We start from the raw sequence: 14,598 nt of genomic DNA on the forward strand, positions 1-14,598 counted from the left end.
CCTAAAATTTTCTGAATAAAAGCTGATAGCTACTCATCGGTTACCCCATTGCGACCAATATAAGAGCGATGTAGATCTTCTAAAGTAGAAAAACCAGGCAAGATCACACGCATCCGGCAGCCACCATCGCTCGATTCACCAGCGACAATGGTGCCACCATGGCGCAAAATAGTTTGCTTTACAATAGCTAGCCCTAAACCTGATCCAGGAGTTGAACGCGTAGCGACCCCTCGGAAGAAACGTTCAAAAACTTTTTCTCGATCCTCTTCTGGGATACCTGGACCAGAATCACATACCGTTAGTTCGACGGTTCCATTGTATTTAGGCACCATGGTAATTCGTACCACCCCATCAGCAGGCGACCATTTTGCTGCATTGTCTAAAAGATTAATAACCGCACGGCTTAGCCCGTGAGTATCACCATCTAGACACCATGGAGTGCTCTCGAATTGGAATTGCACATCCGGGCGACGACGCTGAACTCGATCAACTGCTTCCGCGGTCACTGCAACCAGGTCTACTTCTTCAAAAGCCTGTCCATCAGCATCTTCGCGGGCAAGATCGACAAGATCACCAATCAGGGTGGTTAGTTCTTCAATCTGTGCCATAACATCGTGTTCAATTGCTGCACGATCTTCTTCTGGAATTGATCCCGTACCACTGCGCTGCATCATTATCAACAGCTCAATGTTTGTCCGCATCGAAGTCAACGGAGTTTTCAGTTCATGTCCAGCATCAGCAACAAACTCGGCTTGCCGCTGCCTAGAAGAACTTAAAGCTTCAAGCATCTCATTAAAACTACGGGTAAGGCTGGCTAACTCATCATTGCCAACGATTTCAATCGGGCGCAGCTCGTCGGTACGCGAGACTCGATCTACAGCATTTTGCAACCGAGCCAGTGGACGCAAACCAGATGCTGGCACCATAAGCCCAGTAATGACTGCTAATGCGGCTCCCATAAGACCAATTACCAACAAGGCTGCACCTAATGCAGTGTTGAGCTGATTGGTATACATCATGTCCCGAGCCAAAGTGACCACAGTGCCACTGTCATTAGCTTTAGTAAAAATTCGCTCCCCATCTACAGTGCTCACGGCATAATCTTTGCCAGATTGGTCGGAAGCAGAAATAAACGGGATGGTATCGCCAATCGCGTAAGTTGTTCCAGGAAGTTGTAATGAAATACGAATACCGATGTTGTACTGACGGAAATATTGCAATTCGCTATCAGCACGTTGGAAAAAATTCGGGTCTAGGGTACGTGAAAGAACCGCATCTGCTTTAACTTCTAGTTCTCGGTCTACCGAGTTTTTTAATGCTGATGAAACCGTCCAATAAGCAGTAATCACCATCATGCCGACAGCGACAGCAACCATCCCTGCGGTAAGCATGGAAATACGCCAACGCAGGGAAACTTGTCGTCCCCAGAACCGATTATCTTCGCTATATGTATCAGGTTCATGAGAAGATTCATGAACCCTTGAAGTCTTACCAAGTATCACTGCACCCTACTGTCAGTCTTGTCTCTATTTGCTCAACTCGTACCCACATAATTAGCTACCGCCGGCAGATAATTCACTAAAAGGTAAGAGATATCCCAGACATCCTGTTTCTAGGGAGCAACATCTCGCAATACATAGCCCACTCCACGGACGGTATGGATCAAACGCGGTTCCCCTTCTTGTTCGGTTTTACGACGCAGATAACCGATATAGACTTCCAAAGCGTTGCCAGAGGTTGGGAAATCATAGCCCCATACTTCTTCTAGAATTGCTGAACGTGTTAACACCCGACGAGCATTACTCATCAACAGTTGCAAAAGAGCAAATTCGGTACGAGTCAAGCTAATTTGACGGCCACGTCTGCTGACATCACGAGTTTCTGGATTAAGCCGCAAATCCTCAAAAACAAGTTCATCCTGATGCTCACCGCTGCTAATCGAGTCTGCTGCTGCCCGACGTAGTAGTGAACGTACCCGTGCCAAAAGTTCTTCAAGAGCAAAAGGTTTAGGAAGATAATCATCAGCGCCAGCATCAAGCCCAGCCACACGATCTGCAACACCATCACGTGCAGTAAGAACCAAGATTGGTCGATCATCGCCACGAGAGCGCAGTGTGCGGCAAACCTCCAAGCCGTCTACATGTGGCATCATCACATCGAGGATAACCAAATCTGGTTGCTCACTACTGATAACTTCAATTGCCTCACGACCGTTTTCGGCAAGAAGTACATCGAATCCATTAAAAGTCAGGGAACGTCGAAGGGACTCGCGTACTGCTTGCTCGTCATCGACAACAACAATCTTCATGAGTTACATTGTGCCTTGTCTACTTAGGGCGCTACTTAAATCAGAGTGTGATAGCTCTGTGAAGAATGTACTTTTATTCACATAAAGCGCCATTTTTATTTTTTCTTAGCCGATGCTTTTTTAACATAAAATAAAAAGCGATTCCCCACCTTCCCAATACTTTGAGACAAGGCGAGGGATCGCTTCTTGATTAAGTTTAAGTTGTTCTTAATTTAAATTAGAACTGCTCAACTTCTACGAGACCCAGCTGAGCTGCTTTAACCAGACGGCGTGGAATACGCACGGTCTGACCATTAACCTTGACCTCTTGAAGGGCAACATTGTCTGCCTTCCACTGGGAACGACGTGCGTGCGTGTTAGCACGAGACATACGACGCTTTGGTACTGCCATGGTTTTCCCTCCTTCTTAAGAATTCTTCTTGCGGCGGGCCATGCCACCGAAACGACGCTGGAACTTCTCAACACGGCCAGCGGTGTCCATAACACGCTGTGCGCCGGTCCAGAATGGGTGTGACTCACTGGTAACGTCAACGACGATCAGCGGGTATTCATTGCCGTCTTCCCACTCAACGGTGCGGTCGGAAGTAGCAGTGGAGCGAGTAAGGAACTGGTAGCCAGTACCTGCGTCGCGGAATACAACCGGGTGGTAATCCGGGTGAATATCCTTCTTCATATATTCTCGATTCCCTCAGGATTGAACTTCAGGTCGCTTCTTTAGCACTATTGCTAACGATCGTGCCTGAGTTGGGCTCGTGATTACGATCTTTACATCATGCAATTTCTCACTTCAAACATAGAAATGCCCGATAGATTCATTGCAACCCAAGTAATACTAGCGATAAAAAATCAGAAACGGAAATTCTATTTTTTAACTTCCCACTTTTACCCACCCCCAATAGGCTTACCTACACAATAATCTGAGTTTCAACCTCATCTTCTAAAAATCTTTTTATTTAGACAACAGAGAAAACAGTTATAGCTAGGTCAATCTGGTTACTCATTCACATACTGTTTATTCACACACTGGTATCTGGTCAAACTGTGCGCTCTCAGGTAAGGATTTCAAGGTGGTACTCGCTGCAAGAAAACAAGCAACCGTAAGGCATAGTACGCACAAAAACATGCTCATTTGAAAACCGATATAACGCAAGAGAATTCCCGCGCTAATCGAAGCAGCAACCGGAAGCAGCCCCATTATCAAACGTGCTCCGGCAGCACATTTACCAATTTTTTCCGGTGGCGCAGATAAAGCCAAATAACTACCAGAATATGAATTACCAGCAACTGAAGGGATAACAATGAAGAAGGCGGCAACTGCAATCAGTGGCCAATAACCGGAAAAAATAATCAGGAAAAGATACCAAAAAAGTTCCCACGCCAACCTCGCCTGAACAATATTTTTACCTGGTAAGTGTTGAATCAGGTTGTCTTGGAGCAATCCACCAACCAGCATCCCCAGGGTAAACATGGCCGATACGAAACCAATGATCCAACCAGCAATGCCCAAATACGCCAACCATAAATCAATGGCCACAATGAGGTAAAAATTAGCAAAATTAGTAAAAATATCGATACTAAAAATTAAGCGCAGAATTGGGTACCGCCAAATCCAACTCAGAGAATATTTCGCATCCGCTACAAAATTTTTAACCGAATAACTTTGTCCAGTACTAGTAGGTTTAAGATTAGTGGTAAGAGTTTTTGCCGCCCACAGCGGCCCAAGTCCAGAAAGTGCTTGCACCATAAAAGGGATTACAGGTGCCAGACCAAAAAGAAATCCTCCCAAAGGAAGTCCAGTCAACCAGATAGCATTATCACGAGTTTGATTTCTTCCCTGTGCTGCCACCAACAGATTTTCCGGAATAATGAATCTTAGAATCGCATTGGTAAGACCACCGAAAACTCCGATTATCATTCCTGAACAACTACTAAAAATCAGCAATAAGAAAAAAGTAAATTTGTCTTGATATAGCAGCACAGTAAATAAACCCCAGACCAGAAACTGGGTAAGCCCATACAGACAAAGAAGCTTTTTCTTATCAAATCTATCTATGATCATTCCCGCAGGAATAGTCATCATCATGGAACCAGCTGCACTAGCAGCTCCAACAATTCCTGCTTGACTCAGATCGCCCGTAATATAAAGGCTTGCAAGTGAAATTGGTATCGCAATAAATGAAGCCCCTAATGCGCTAGCCGTATCAGCAATAAACCATCGCAGATAATCAGGGTGATTCTTTCGAATTTCGCTCCAAAAATGTTGCTCATTATATTTGTTTTCCTGCATGTTTTTCTCCACAACGTATCAACATTGATTAGTTTTTGCACACAGTTAAAGCCCAACTTATCGCTTATTAGCAAAACGACAGTCAAACAAAATTTCGGTGCATACAAATCACACGAGATATGCCTTAAAGCATTCTCGTGTTGCAGAGTGGAAAACTACTGATGCAGTAGGGAAAACATAATCTATTCCAATGAGTGTTGGTGAGTACATGAACTGCTTAAAATACGTTTTTCATCCTATCAGCTCCGCCAGCCATTTATTGCTGAAATATTGATCGCATATTAAACAGGTAGCCATATTAAACAGGTGCCGAGAAAAATTACTCAATAATGCATAAGTCTCTCATCCTTGCTAATACGTATATCCACATTGCATTACTAGAATCACACAAATTTTCCTTTTAATGCTTATCTTTTAAGGTCTTTTCAAAGGTTTTCTACTGTGACCTAAGATCGCAGTAGAACATGATTGGGTAACTATTCTTCATTCAACATCTGCCTCCCTAGTGCAGTAGTTAGCATGCGCAAGCGTCTTTTGAAAAACTTCTATCGAAGTCCTCCCTAAGTCTGTAGGTAGGCAGCTGTATCACGATTAGGATTTTTAAGCTTCTTTCGGTACAGTTGTCCCTTGCTGTTGTCGAAATTGTTCGTTTATCGCCCCGCCAGCTGGCGTAATGCATCACCAATAGTTACTTTAACGTGGTGCTTTAGTAGTTGAATGTGGGCGGCTAGGAGAAAGAAACCCATGTCGGCTATTTGCCAGGTCACGGGACGCCAGCCATCTTATGGCAAGTCTGTCTCGCACTCGCACCGACGCACGTCTCGCCGTTGGAACCCCAACGTGCAGCGTCGTAAGTTCTACGTGCCCTCTTTGGGTCGCACCATTACTTTGAATGTATCCACCAAGGGTCTAAAGGTCATCGACCGCGACGGCATTGAGTCCGTTGTTGCTAAGATCCGCGCCCGTGGGGAGAAGATCTAAGAAATGGCACGTAACGATATCCGTCCAATCATCAAGCTAAAGTCTACGGCCGGCACCGGTTACACCTATGTAACCCGTAAGAACCGCCGTAACAACCCAGATCGTATTACCTTGAAGAAGTATGATCCGGTAGCACGCAAGCACGTCGAATTCCGCGAGGAGCGATAATCTATGGCTAAGAAGTCCAAGATCGCCAAGAACGAGCAGCGCAAGGAAATCGTCGCCCGCTATGCGGAGCGCCGTAACGAGCTCAAGGCAATCATCAAGAACCCAAAAACCTCTGACGAGGATCGTCTCGACGCACAGTTCGAGCTGAACCGTCAGCCACGTGACGCTTCCCCAGTGCGTGTACGTAACCGTGACTCCCACGATGGTCGCCCACGCGGCTACCTGCGTAAGTTCGGTCTGTCCCGTGTTCGTATGCGTCAGATGGCTCACCGCGGTGAGCTGCCAGGCGTTCGTAAGTCCAGCTGGTAATTCTAGGGAGTTTTCATAATGAAGCGCACTAACATGAAGAAGGCGCGGATGGAGCAGTCCCGCCGCCCCAAGAAGAACCCTCTCAAGGCAAAAGGTATCGAGAAGGTCGACTACAAGGATATTGAGACCCTTCGTCAGTTTATCTCCGATCGCCACAAGATCCGTTCCCGTCGCGTAACTGGTCTTACCCCACAGCAGCAGCGTCAGGTTGCTACCGCTGTGAAGAATGCTCGTGAGATGGCTCTCCTTCCGTTCACCAGCCGTTAAATCGACTGGGAGAAAACGCACTCTGGCCTCATCGGCCGCTTGATTCATAGCCACCAGATTGTGGTACTGAAACAAGAATGACTGCGATAACAGCGTTATTACACCCGCTGTCTACGGTTTTATGTAGACAGCGGGTGTTTTCGCATATCTCGCGCATATCACTGCAGTTTATAAATACTTACTAATACTCTGGAACACTAAAAATCACCAGGGACTTGCCCACCTAGGGGCAAAATTATTGCGCTAAGAGTATCTGCGGTACATTTTAAATCGTTCATCGAAGCGATACTTCCCAGATGGCGGTAATAAACGTGCTCCATTCTTCACTTGTCGAATTAGCCGAACAAGCACCCTTGTGCGCAGATATTCCAACTGTGCGCGGTGTGCTTGCCGAAAGTCAGGAGTTGCTACGCAATGCCACCAACCATAATGCTGATGCCCATGAGCTTCTCAGTTGGTTTTCTGCCCTAGTATCGGATGTTTTACATAGTCCAGGTGTTCAGGAATTAACCGGTGGTGCTCAACTTATTGTTACCGGGGCAGTCGGTCGTGGTGATGCACTCCCGACCTCACCTATTCGCTGGTTAACGGTAGGAGAAAATACGGATACTTCCCGGCTAAGTGAGTTAATTGCCAGGGTGGGTCTTACTCCCGATAAAACTGCTTTTGGAGTGCGCGCACGCACACAAGATCAATGGCGCTCAATGATCCAGCAGGCAAGTAAATGGGAGCTCACACTTTTTGCCGATGCTGGTACCTGGTATCTGGAGGAAGTGCTTGCTTTAGATTCATATACACCTTTGCTTATCGACGCACTCACCCACCGACCACCTGCCTTACAAACTCTCGATGGTCTACCTGATCGAGAGGTAAGCATTGATGTGCGACGCGACTTACTCTATCCCATCATTGCACTTGCCCGATGGGCAGGTGCTGCCGCTCAATCCACAGCGGTATCTACTCTTGCGCGTATTAACGCTGGTGAGCAAGCCGCTATTTTAAGCAGCGATCAAGCCGATCTTCTTCGCGAGGCCTGGCATGCTGGGATAACTTTGCAATTTCGTCGTTGGGCAGACAAAGTACATACCCAAAATGCCCAAGCAGAAGATCTACCTGCGATTCAGCGTAGTGTTTTTGGAGCCTCAAGTCGCAATGTGTCTTTAGTTTTGCGCAGTATAGCTGCCAGTTATAACGTAGCATTGCCGAAGGAAATCCCTACTACCGTACCGGGCGATTAACACATGTAATTACCAAGTTTGAGTACAGTCGTCGATGACGAGAGTGTAGGCCTGGTTAAAAATTCAATGTGGCTTTGTGTGGCAGTATCTTATCTGCCTATGCGTTAGATATACTTATCAGTTAATGTGCGCTTTTATTGCGCACTTATCTTTTGAAAGGGGTGCATGCACTATGGCAGGAGCCGTCGGACGACCACGCAAGAATTCTCCCCGCCGCCGAGGCAGCACTGCCCGGGAAGAGATTTTGGATGCTTCATCTGAACTCTTTACTGTACAGGGCTTTGCTACCACCTCCACGCACCAAATTGCTGATGCAGTAGGCATCCGCCAAGCAAGTTTGTACTACCACTTTCCCTCAAAAACAGAAATCTTTTTAACCCTGCTCACTTCGACTGTGCAACCAGCAATGGAATTAGCAGAAAAACTCAGCAAGAGCGATGCTGCGCCGCCACTGCGGTTATGGGCGTTGACTGCCGCCGAGGCGCGATTGTTATTATCGACCCGGTGGAATGTCGGCCGGCTTTATCAATTGCCTATTGCCAGTTCACCGGAGTTTTCCGAATACCATGAGCAACGCGATCAATTGTGCCATACTTTTGCCAATATTGCCCGCGAGATCGTCGGTGATGATGATCCACGTACCGATCTCCCCTTCCATATTGCTATGTCAGTTATTGAGATGCGTCCAAATAACGGTGTTATCCCAGAACCACTCACCGAGGATCGTCTTCCCGAGCTTGCTATTATGCTTGCCGACGCGGCTCTTCGCGTGGTTCATGCCGAACTACCAGAAAACCGCGTAGAGCAAACACTAGCGATGCTAAAAGAAGATGTTTAAGCGCGTTCAAGTATTCGATGTGCCTGTGCGATAAGCGGCGCATCTACCATTTCCCCGTCGAGTTTAAATGCTCCGGGGAATTTTTTCGACTCTGCAACAACTCGCTGCGCCCAGGCCAAGGTTTCTTCGCTAGGGGTAAAAGCTTTACGAACAATTTCTACCTGCCGTGGATGAATACAGGGAAAAAGCGTAAAACCACTGCGTGCAGAATCAAGTGCTTCGAGGTAAAGGCCTTTATCATCAGAAAAATCTTGATATACCGCATCCATAGCAAATTTTTGGTAGGCAGCTGCATAAATGAGTGTTTGCCAGCGTGCATAGGCCATTGCACCACGATAGTGTCCGGGGTTGAGTTCATCCTCTTTAAATCGAGAATGCGTACCACCTAGGTACATCACCAAATCATCTGCGCCCCAATAAAGTCCGATTACATTTTTATGCTGAACAATTTTCTCAATATTGAGTATTGCTTGTGGGGTTTCGATGATTGGCACAATATTTAATCCATCCAGGCCATCTGGTAGATCTGCAAATACTTTAGGCACAATGACATTGGTGTATTCAGTGCTGCGCACAAAAGCAAGGTCTTGCGCATGATGGGGATCAGTAGGGCCAACGATGCGAACAAAGGTGCGTGCAGGATCCAAGCCGGCTTGTTGGATATTGCGGTATGCTACCTCGCGATCAACATCGCCTGCGCCATCTTCTAAATCTAAAATAACGTGATCAGCACGGGCAGCTGCTTTCGGGATAATTTCTGCGCGTCCGGCAGGGGCAAACAAAATAGCGGGTCCAGATAATTCGAAGCTCATAACTTTTTATCTTAGATTCATTTCTTTGTTCATCCATGAGTATTAAAGTTTTTATCCCCTTATATTGTTATATTGTGCTTTTCGACGACTATCTCTTTCTGGTGAAACTCCTATCGGAATAAAACCCATGGAAATGCAACAGGCCTATAGAGCAAAACTCTATAGGCCTGTAATTATTAAAATTATGCTGGTTAAAAATTAGTGGGCGAAATGTCGAGCACCCGTGAGATACATAGTAATACCAGCTTTATTAGCGGCTTCGATTACTTCTGCATCGCGGATTGAACCACCCGGTTGCACAACAGCGGTAACTCCAGCATCGGCAAGAACCTGGAAACCGTCAGCAAAGGGGAAGAAAGCATCTGATGCTGCCACTGCCCCGACAGCGCGCTGAGTCTCGCCGGCGAGGGTGTTCGCACGTTCAACGGCAAGTTTCGCCGCGTCTACCCGGTTGACTTGTCCCATGCCAACACCGACAGTGCCACCATCTTTGGCTAGCAAAATAGCATTGGATTTCACTGCCCGCACAGCACGCCAGGCAAACTCGAGTTCTGCTAGCGTTTGCTGTGAAGCAGGCTCACCGGCAGCGAGTGTCCAGGTCGCTGGGTTATCGCCTTCTGCGTCGATAGCGTCACGTTGTTGAACCAACAGACCACCAGAAATTTCTCGTTTTTCTAGTGGGTTATCTTCTGGAACATCAGCGAGCAGAATGCGGATATTCTTCTTTTGCGCAAGTATCTCGACTGCGCCTGCTTCATAGCTGGGGGCAATAATAACTTCGGTAAAGATTTCTGCTACTTGCTTGGCCATTTCTACTGTGACCTCGCGGTTAGCGGCGATAACGCCACCAAAGGCAGAAATTGGGTCACATGCATGAGCTAGCTGATGTGCCTTGGCAATTGACTCCTCAGAAACTGCGATACCGCAGGGATTAGCATGCTTAATAATGGCTACACAAGGACGTTGATGATCCCATGCGGCGCGCCATGCCGCATCGGAATCAGTGTAGTTGTTATAGCTCATTTCTTTTCCGTGGAGCTGTTGAGCACTAGCTAAACCGGTTCCATCGGAATAAAGAGCTGCTTTTTGGTGTGGGTTCTCGCCATAGCGCAGTACCCCGGCGCGTTGATAAGAGTTGCCCATCCATTCTGGGAATGCTTCTTGTTTGTGAACCTGCTGTCCCATCCAGGTAGCTACCGCGATGTCGTAGGCAGCGGTGTGGCGGAAAGCGTCGAGAGCTAACTCAGTGCGCTGTGCACGGGTAAAACCACCCTTGGTTACTGCTTCAATAACCTCGGTGTAGCGGGTTGGATCTACCACGACTGCAACTGATGGATGGTTTTTTGCTGCGGCGCGCACCATGGATGGTCCACCGATGTCGATTTGTTCTACGCAGGCATCGAAATCTGCGCCGGAAGCGACTGTTTCACTAAATGGGTAGAGGTTTACTACCACCAATTGGAAAGCTGCTACGCCTAATTCAGTAAGCTGTGATAGGTGCTCAGGTTTACGAGTATCGGCCAGAATTCCGGCGTGTACCTTTGGGTGTAAGGTTTTTACTCGTCCTTCAAGGCATTCCGGGAAGCCAGTGAGCTGATCAACTGCGGTAACAGGAATGCCAAGCTCGACGATTTTTGCTGCGGTAGAGCCAGTAGAAACAATTTCTACCCCTGCTTCATGTAAGCCCCGGGCAAGCTCTGCTAGGCCGGTCTTATCATAGACGCTAATTAGCGCGCGCTTGATATTCTTTTGGTCAGCACTCATACGTGAAAAAACACCTCTTCACAGTTCGTCTCTGCGTTCATGACCACGACCGCAGAGTTTAATACGGACACGATGAGCTTACGCTCTACTTGCTTGATCCGCTCATGCAGATCTGCTTCTGACTCTCCCCTGCGCACATCAACGGCTTGTTGTGCAATAATTTCGCCGGTGTCTACTCCTTCATCAATAAAGTGCACCGTCGAACCAGTTACCTTTACCCCGTAGGCCAAGGCATCGCGCACCGCATGAGCGCCGGGAAAAGCGGGAAGCAAAGCGGGGTGCGTATTAATGGTTCGCCCCCCGTAGCGAGCTAAAAATTCTTTGCCCACAATCTTCATAAAACCAGCTGAAACAACAAGTTGTGGGTTATGCTTTTCGACGGCTGCCACTAGGCGGGTATTCCAATCATCGCGATCTCGGCTTTCAGCCAAAGAAATAATCTCGGTGGGAATACCAGCTACCTGGGCCCGTTCTAGGGCAGCACAATCAATGTCGCTGACCACACCAACCACCTGGTAAGCACCTTGCTGGTCAATGATAGATTGCAAAAGGGTACCTGCCCCAGAGGCAAGTACCACTATTTTTACAGTTTTCTTTTCGCTCACCTCAGCTATGTTAGCGTGATGTGTGCGTATCCTCACTTTCATAAGGATCATTGCTGCTATCAGTTACTATCTCGGGGCTACTCGGTGTACCTTCTGGGTTTGTCTCTGCTGTATCGGTAGGGGTTTCTGAGTCTGCTGCGGTGTCTATTTCTGTATTTACACCATTGGTTTGCTGGGTTATTAGTTCAGTTTCTTCCACATCATTAATAGTTTCCGGATCAACGTTTGTTTCTGTATCAGATACTTCTATTTCTGGTTCATTAACCGCCATATCTTCCTGATCGTGATCTTCTGTGGCAGTACTTATATCCGGTTCTTCTGCTTCTGCTACTGGTTGTGCATCTACTTCAGCAATATCAGTAGTTTCCGATTCTTCACTATCAAGGTGTGGTTGCTGATCTGCATCTTCAGCTTCTGGTTGCTCAGCTTCCTCAACCATATCGTGGTTAAGCTCTGCTGAATCTTCGCTCAGCTGCTCAGTTACTCCACGCTGGATAAAGGCGACTACCCCAGCAGCGATACCGGTTACTGCAAAAACCCATAGCGCAAGTAATCCCAGACTTAACCAGATGTGTGGGCCAACATAACCATAGATACCGACAGTTCCAGAAGACATCAGTACCACAAATAAATACATCGCCACCACGTAGCCGGTTATGGCAACCGCCTCCACAATCCGTGGTGGTTTGCGCCAAATAACCACAATCACTGAAATCGGCACTAACGCCATAAGTAGTGCTGCCCACGGTGGAGCAGTAATTGGAACAGCTGCTAGCGCGGGCAATGGCGGTAGGGCAACAGCGTTAACACTAAAGAGCGAAAAAATACCATTTCCAAAGATAAACTCCGAGCCCATGAGTACTGCCGCGGTGTAAATCACCATATTAGGTACATAGGCAATACTTAATAGAATTGCGCCAACTGCGCCTAACGGATTGTATAAGCTAAGTACTTCATTAACCTGGCGATAGTGTCCAAACAGACTAATTAAGTACACACTCAGTGAACACGCAGCAAGTGAAACCATTATGGTTGCTGCGGTACGGGCAGCGTCGATAAGCACGGTAGGAACCAGGTATCGACGAGCCAAAGCATCCCATAATCTACGACCCATGCCAATAACGAGACCAGTTATGTGCACTCCTGCAGTGCGTAGAAACGCGGTACCCAAATGAGGTGCTTGAAGATCAAAGACCTCAGCAGCGTCCAACAGCATCGCCCAACTTGTTAGGGTCAGCAGTAGTGGAATGCCTAAAACAACAGCGATAACCATCCCTAAATCAGCAAGGCTGACACGATCTTTTACCGCCGCGTAGACTCGCTTAGCTACCAACCACACCAGCAACATAGCAGGCAATAGTGGCAAGGTAGCAAAGCTAACGCCTCGTCCAGTAACCGGCACTACATTAATAATGAGCCACGCGTTCGCAATAGTTGCGGGCAAGGCATCCATAGATGTTGAGGTGGAAACTAAAGCCACAAGCGCGAAAATAATCGCTACCACCAGCATAATTCCATTAGGAATAAGAGCAACCGGTAGTAATCGCTGAAAACGTGCCCGCGCGCTTGGTGGTGCGGTTGGTGGTGCGTCAATACGTTTTTTTGCGCCTATTCGACGAGCAGAACTAGTTCCGCGAGTATTACGTGTTGGTGAGGGTGCTCCCGCAGCGCGTCCTCGTGTGCTTCGCGAAGGACCGGGCTTGGGGCTCGTGTTCTTGCTCATTTATATAACTGTGCCATGTTTTCTCATCTCACTATTAACGGCGCGACGAAAAATTGATGCTTTAATACTGTCACAACAGCAACATTGTCGTTGGTTAGCAATAAAATATTTTTGCCCTAGATCACACAATATGCCACGGTCATGAAGCAGGTTTGTGTGATGTGTATCGAATTTTAAGAAAAATACTGTTAAAACAGCTTGCCCTAAAGATAACAAACCAGTATCGTTACCTAACGGTAGATAACAACTTTATTACGGCAGTAACGTTTTAGGTCGTAATAACGAAAAGAATCGCTAAGGGAAGAAGGACTCATGGAGCAAGCGCACCGAGTTGCTGGTGGAAAGCACCGCAAAGCCTCCCCAGTTAAAGGTCGCGTTGCATTCGTAGCTGTTGCCACGGGTGCGGTTTCAACAGCAGGCGCTACCGGTGCCGCCTTGGCATACACCTCTTCCGATGATTCGACCCAAATTCACCTTACCTCCAATGAAACCGCTGCGCTTTCTTCGGAAGATGCACCACAGGTATTAGCAATTAGCGAGTTCAAACCCAATATTAACCTGGGTGAACAGTTGGTTAAGGCCGTTAATTATTCTGAGGTGCGCGCTCTTGCCGATGAGCTCGCCCGCAAGCCAAAGGTAACTGTTTCTCGGCCAGCAGAAGGTGCTTTCACCTCTGGGTTTGGTCCTCGTTGGGGCACTTTCCACGCTGGTGTAGATATTGCCAATGTCACCAATACTCCAATTTTGGCGGTTATGGATGGTGTGGTTATTGATTCCGGCCCAGCATCTGGTTATGGCAATTGGATTCGTATCCGCCATGAGGATGGATCAGTATCCGTTTATGGGCATATGGAGACCCTTAATGTGTCTGTAGGGCAACAAGTAACTGCTGGCCAGCACATTGCAGGTATGGGTAGTCGTGGTTTTTCTACTGGCACTCACCTACACTTTGAGATTCACCCAGATGGCACCACTGCTACCGATCCAGCAGTATGGCTTGCAGAGCGTGGGATTGTGCTATAAAAATTTCTTTTTCTTTTACCGAGGCTTTTATTTGGCCTCGGTTTTCTTTTTATCCCAATCAAATAATGCTCCTCGCAATATAGATGCAAGATAATTCATATATTTTAAAAAGAGTGAGCTAGTCTATATTTAATAATATTTTTAAGCTTATATTTTTATAAGTTTAAAAATAATTCCCCAGAGACACTAGAAGACTCCGTCGAAAAGCAGCTAGCAAAAGGCCAGACAAGCTGGCTACTTAAAAAGACGGATTTTATTCATTTCTTACCCACATC

At 47.1% G+C, this 14,598-nt stretch carries 16 protein-coding genes; 7 read left to right on the plus strand and 9 right to left on the minus strand.

Annotated features, from left to right (window positions below):
- Positions 1–29: 29 nt before the first annotated feature.
- From UL82_RS08235 to UL82_RS08255, 5 genes are all read right to left on the minus strand, one after another.
- Positions 30–1,502 (minus strand): HAMP domain-containing sensor histidine kinase, encoded by a 1,473-nt coding sequence (locus tag UL82_RS08235; protein ID WP_126316242.1) that lies wholly within the window; start codon positions 1,500–1,502, stop codon positions 30–32.
- 110 nt (positions 1,503–1,612) lie between these two features.
- Entirely contained in the window at positions 1,613–2,308 is a 696-nt protein-coding gene (locus UL82_RS08240) for a response regulator transcription factor (RefSeq protein ID WP_046440319.1), read from the minus strand.
- A 217-nt stretch (positions 2,309–2,525) separates the two neighbouring features.
- On the minus strand, positions 2,526–2,699 hold the full coding sequence (gene rpmF, locus UL82_RS08245; RefSeq protein WP_046440321.1) for a 50S ribosomal protein L32: 174 nt from the start codon (positions 2,697–2,699) through the stop codon (positions 2,526–2,528).
- A gap of 15 nt (positions 2,700–2,714) precedes the next feature.
- The gene (locus UL82_RS08250; protein WP_046440322.1) at positions 2,715–2,981 is read right to left on the minus strand and encodes a type B 50S ribosomal protein L31; all 267 of its coding nucleotides are present in this window, start codon (positions 2,979–2,981) and stop codon (positions 2,715–2,717) included.
- 339 nt (positions 2,982–3,320) lie between these two features.
- Complete coding sequence (locus tag UL82_RS08255) at positions 3,321–4,595, minus strand: MFS transporter (RefSeq protein WP_046440324.1); 1,275 nt, start codon at positions 4,593–4,595, stop codon at positions 3,321–3,323.
- Between the two features lie 744 nt (positions 4,596–5,339).
- Here UL82_RS08255 and rpmB point away from each other — a divergent pair.
- The 6 genes from rpmB to UL82_RS08270 all read left to right on the plus strand — a co-directional run bounded on the left by rpmB (position 5,340) and on the right by UL82_RS08270 (position 8,396).
- Entirely contained in the window at positions 5,340–5,576 is a 237-nt protein-coding gene (gene rpmB / locus UL82_RS10910; RefSeq protein WP_083966449.1) for a 50S ribosomal protein L28, read from the plus strand.
- A gap of 3 nt (positions 5,577–5,579) precedes the next feature.
- A complete protein-coding gene (gene rpmG / locus UL82_RS10915) occupies positions 5,580–5,744 on the plus strand; it encodes a 50S ribosomal protein L33 (protein WP_083966450.1) in 165 nt (54 codons plus the stop codon).
- 3 nt (positions 5,745–5,747) lie between these two features.
- The gene (rpsN, locus tag UL82_RS10920) at positions 5,748–6,053 is read left to right on the plus strand and encodes a 30S ribosomal protein S14 (RefSeq protein WP_083966451.1); all 306 of its coding nucleotides are present in this window, start codon (positions 5,748–5,750) and stop codon (positions 6,051–6,053) included.
- Between the two features lie 18 nt (positions 6,054–6,071).
- A complete protein-coding gene (gene rpsR, locus UL82_RS10925) occupies positions 6,072–6,320 on the plus strand; it encodes a 30S ribosomal protein S18 (protein ID WP_083966452.1) in 249 nt (82 codons plus the stop codon).
- Positions 6,321–6,625: 305 nt separating this feature from the next.
- A complete protein-coding gene (locus UL82_RS08265) occupies positions 6,626–7,558 on the plus strand; it encodes a putative nucleotidyltransferase substrate binding domain-containing protein (RefSeq protein ID WP_083966524.1) in 933 nt (310 codons plus the stop codon).
- A 172-nt stretch (positions 7,559–7,730) separates the two neighbouring features.
- Positions 7,731–8,396: a TetR/AcrR family transcriptional regulator gene (locus tag UL82_RS08270; protein WP_046440330.1), complete on the plus strand. Its 666-nt coding sequence runs from the start codon at positions 7,731–7,733 to the stop codon at positions 8,394–8,396.
- Here UL82_RS08270 and UL82_RS08275 read toward each other — a convergent pair.
- The 4 genes from UL82_RS08275 to UL82_RS08290 all read right to left on the minus strand — a co-directional run bounded on the left by UL82_RS08275 (position 8,393) and on the right by UL82_RS08290 (position 13,300).
- The gene (locus UL82_RS08275; RefSeq protein ID WP_046440331.1) at positions 8,393–9,208 is read right to left on the minus strand and encodes an HpcH/HpaI aldolase/citrate lyase family protein; all 816 of its coding nucleotides are present in this window, start codon (positions 9,206–9,208) and stop codon (positions 8,393–8,395) included. The two genes, UL82_RS08270 and UL82_RS08275, sit on opposite strands and share 4 nt — an antisense overlap.
- Positions 9,209–9,406: 198 nt before the next feature.
- Positions 9,407–10,972, minus strand: coding sequence for a bifunctional phosphoribosylaminoimidazolecarboxamide formyltransferase/IMP cyclohydrolase (gene purH / locus UL82_RS08280; protein WP_046440332.1), 1,566 nt, complete (start codon positions 10,970–10,972; stop codon positions 9,407–9,409).
- Complete coding sequence (gene purN / locus UL82_RS08285; RefSeq protein WP_046440334.1) at positions 10,969–11,619, minus strand: phosphoribosylglycinamide formyltransferase; 651 nt, start codon at positions 11,617–11,619, stop codon at positions 10,969–10,971. The genes purH and purN overlap by 4 nt, the downstream gene beginning before the upstream one ends.
- The gene (locus UL82_RS08290; protein ID WP_046440337.1) at positions 11,588–13,300 is read right to left on the minus strand and encodes a cell division protein PerM; all 1,713 of its coding nucleotides are present in this window, start codon (positions 13,298–13,300) and stop codon (positions 11,588–11,590) included. Before UL82_RS08290 ends, purN begins: the two co-directional genes overlap by 32 nt.
- A gap of 312 nt (positions 13,301–13,612) precedes the next feature.
- On the opposite strand from UL82_RS08290, the gene UL82_RS08295 reads away from it, so the two are divergent.
- On the plus strand, positions 13,613–14,323 hold the full coding sequence (locus tag UL82_RS08295) for a M23 family metallopeptidase (RefSeq protein WP_046440338.1): 711 nt from the start codon (positions 13,613–13,615) through the stop codon (positions 14,321–14,323).
- Positions 14,324–14,598 lie beyond the last annotated feature (275 nt).

Origin of the sequence: Corynebacterium kutscheri (assembly GCF_000980835.1) — a bacterium.
In the GTDB taxonomy this organism is placed as follows: domain Bacteria; phylum Actinomycetota; class Actinomycetes; order Mycobacteriales; family Mycobacteriaceae; genus Corynebacterium; species Corynebacterium kutscheri.

Coding starts and splice junctions, on each gene's coding strand:
- UL82_RS08275 (WP_046440331.1), bottom strand. CDS start 9,208: ATGAGCTTCGAATTATCTGGACCCGCTATTTTGTTTGCCCCTGCCGGA.
- rpsR (WP_083966452.1), top strand. CDS start 6,072: ATGAAGCGCACTAACATGAAGAAGGCGCGGATGGAGCAGTCCCGCCGC.
- purN (WP_046440334.1), bottom strand. CDS start 11,619: ATGAAAGTGAGGATACGCACACATCACGCTAACATAGCTGAGGTGAGC.
- rpmF (WP_046440321.1), bottom strand. CDS start 2,699: ATGGCAGTACCAAAGCGTCGTATGTCTCGTGCTAACACGCACGCACGT.
- UL82_RS08270 (WP_046440330.1), top strand. CDS start 7,731: ATGGCAGGAGCCGTCGGACGACCACGCAAGAATTCTCCCCGCCGCCGA.
- UL82_RS08290 (WP_046440337.1), bottom strand. CDS start 13,300: ATGAGCAAGAACACGAGCCCCAAGCCCGGTCCTTCGCGAAGCACACGA.
- UL82_RS08295 (WP_046440338.1), top strand. CDS start 13,613: ATGGAGCAAGCGCACCGAGTTGCTGGTGGAAAGCACCGCAAAGCCTCC.
- UL82_RS08250 (WP_046440322.1), bottom strand. CDS start 2,981: ATGAAGAAGGATATTCACCCGGATTACCACCCGGTTGTATTCCGCGAC.
- rpmG (WP_083966450.1), top strand. CDS start 5,580: ATGGCACGTAACGATATCCGTCCAATCATCAAGCTAAAGTCTACGGCC.
- rpmB (WP_083966449.1), top strand. CDS start 5,340: ATGTCGGCTATTTGCCAGGTCACGGGACGCCAGCCATCTTATGGCAAG.
- purH (WP_046440332.1), bottom strand. CDS start 10,972: ATGAGTGCTGACCAAAAGAATATCAAGCGCGCGCTAATTAGCGTCTAT.
- rpsN (WP_083966451.1), top strand. CDS start 5,748: ATGGCTAAGAAGTCCAAGATCGCCAAGAACGAGCAGCGCAAGGAAATC.
- UL82_RS08255 (WP_046440324.1), bottom strand. CDS start 4,595: ATGCAGGAAAACAAATATAATGAGCAACATTTTTGGAGCGAAATTCGA.
- UL82_RS08240 (WP_046440319.1), bottom strand. CDS start 2,308: ATGAAGATTGTTGTTGTCGATGACGAGCAAGCAGTACGCGAGTCCCTT.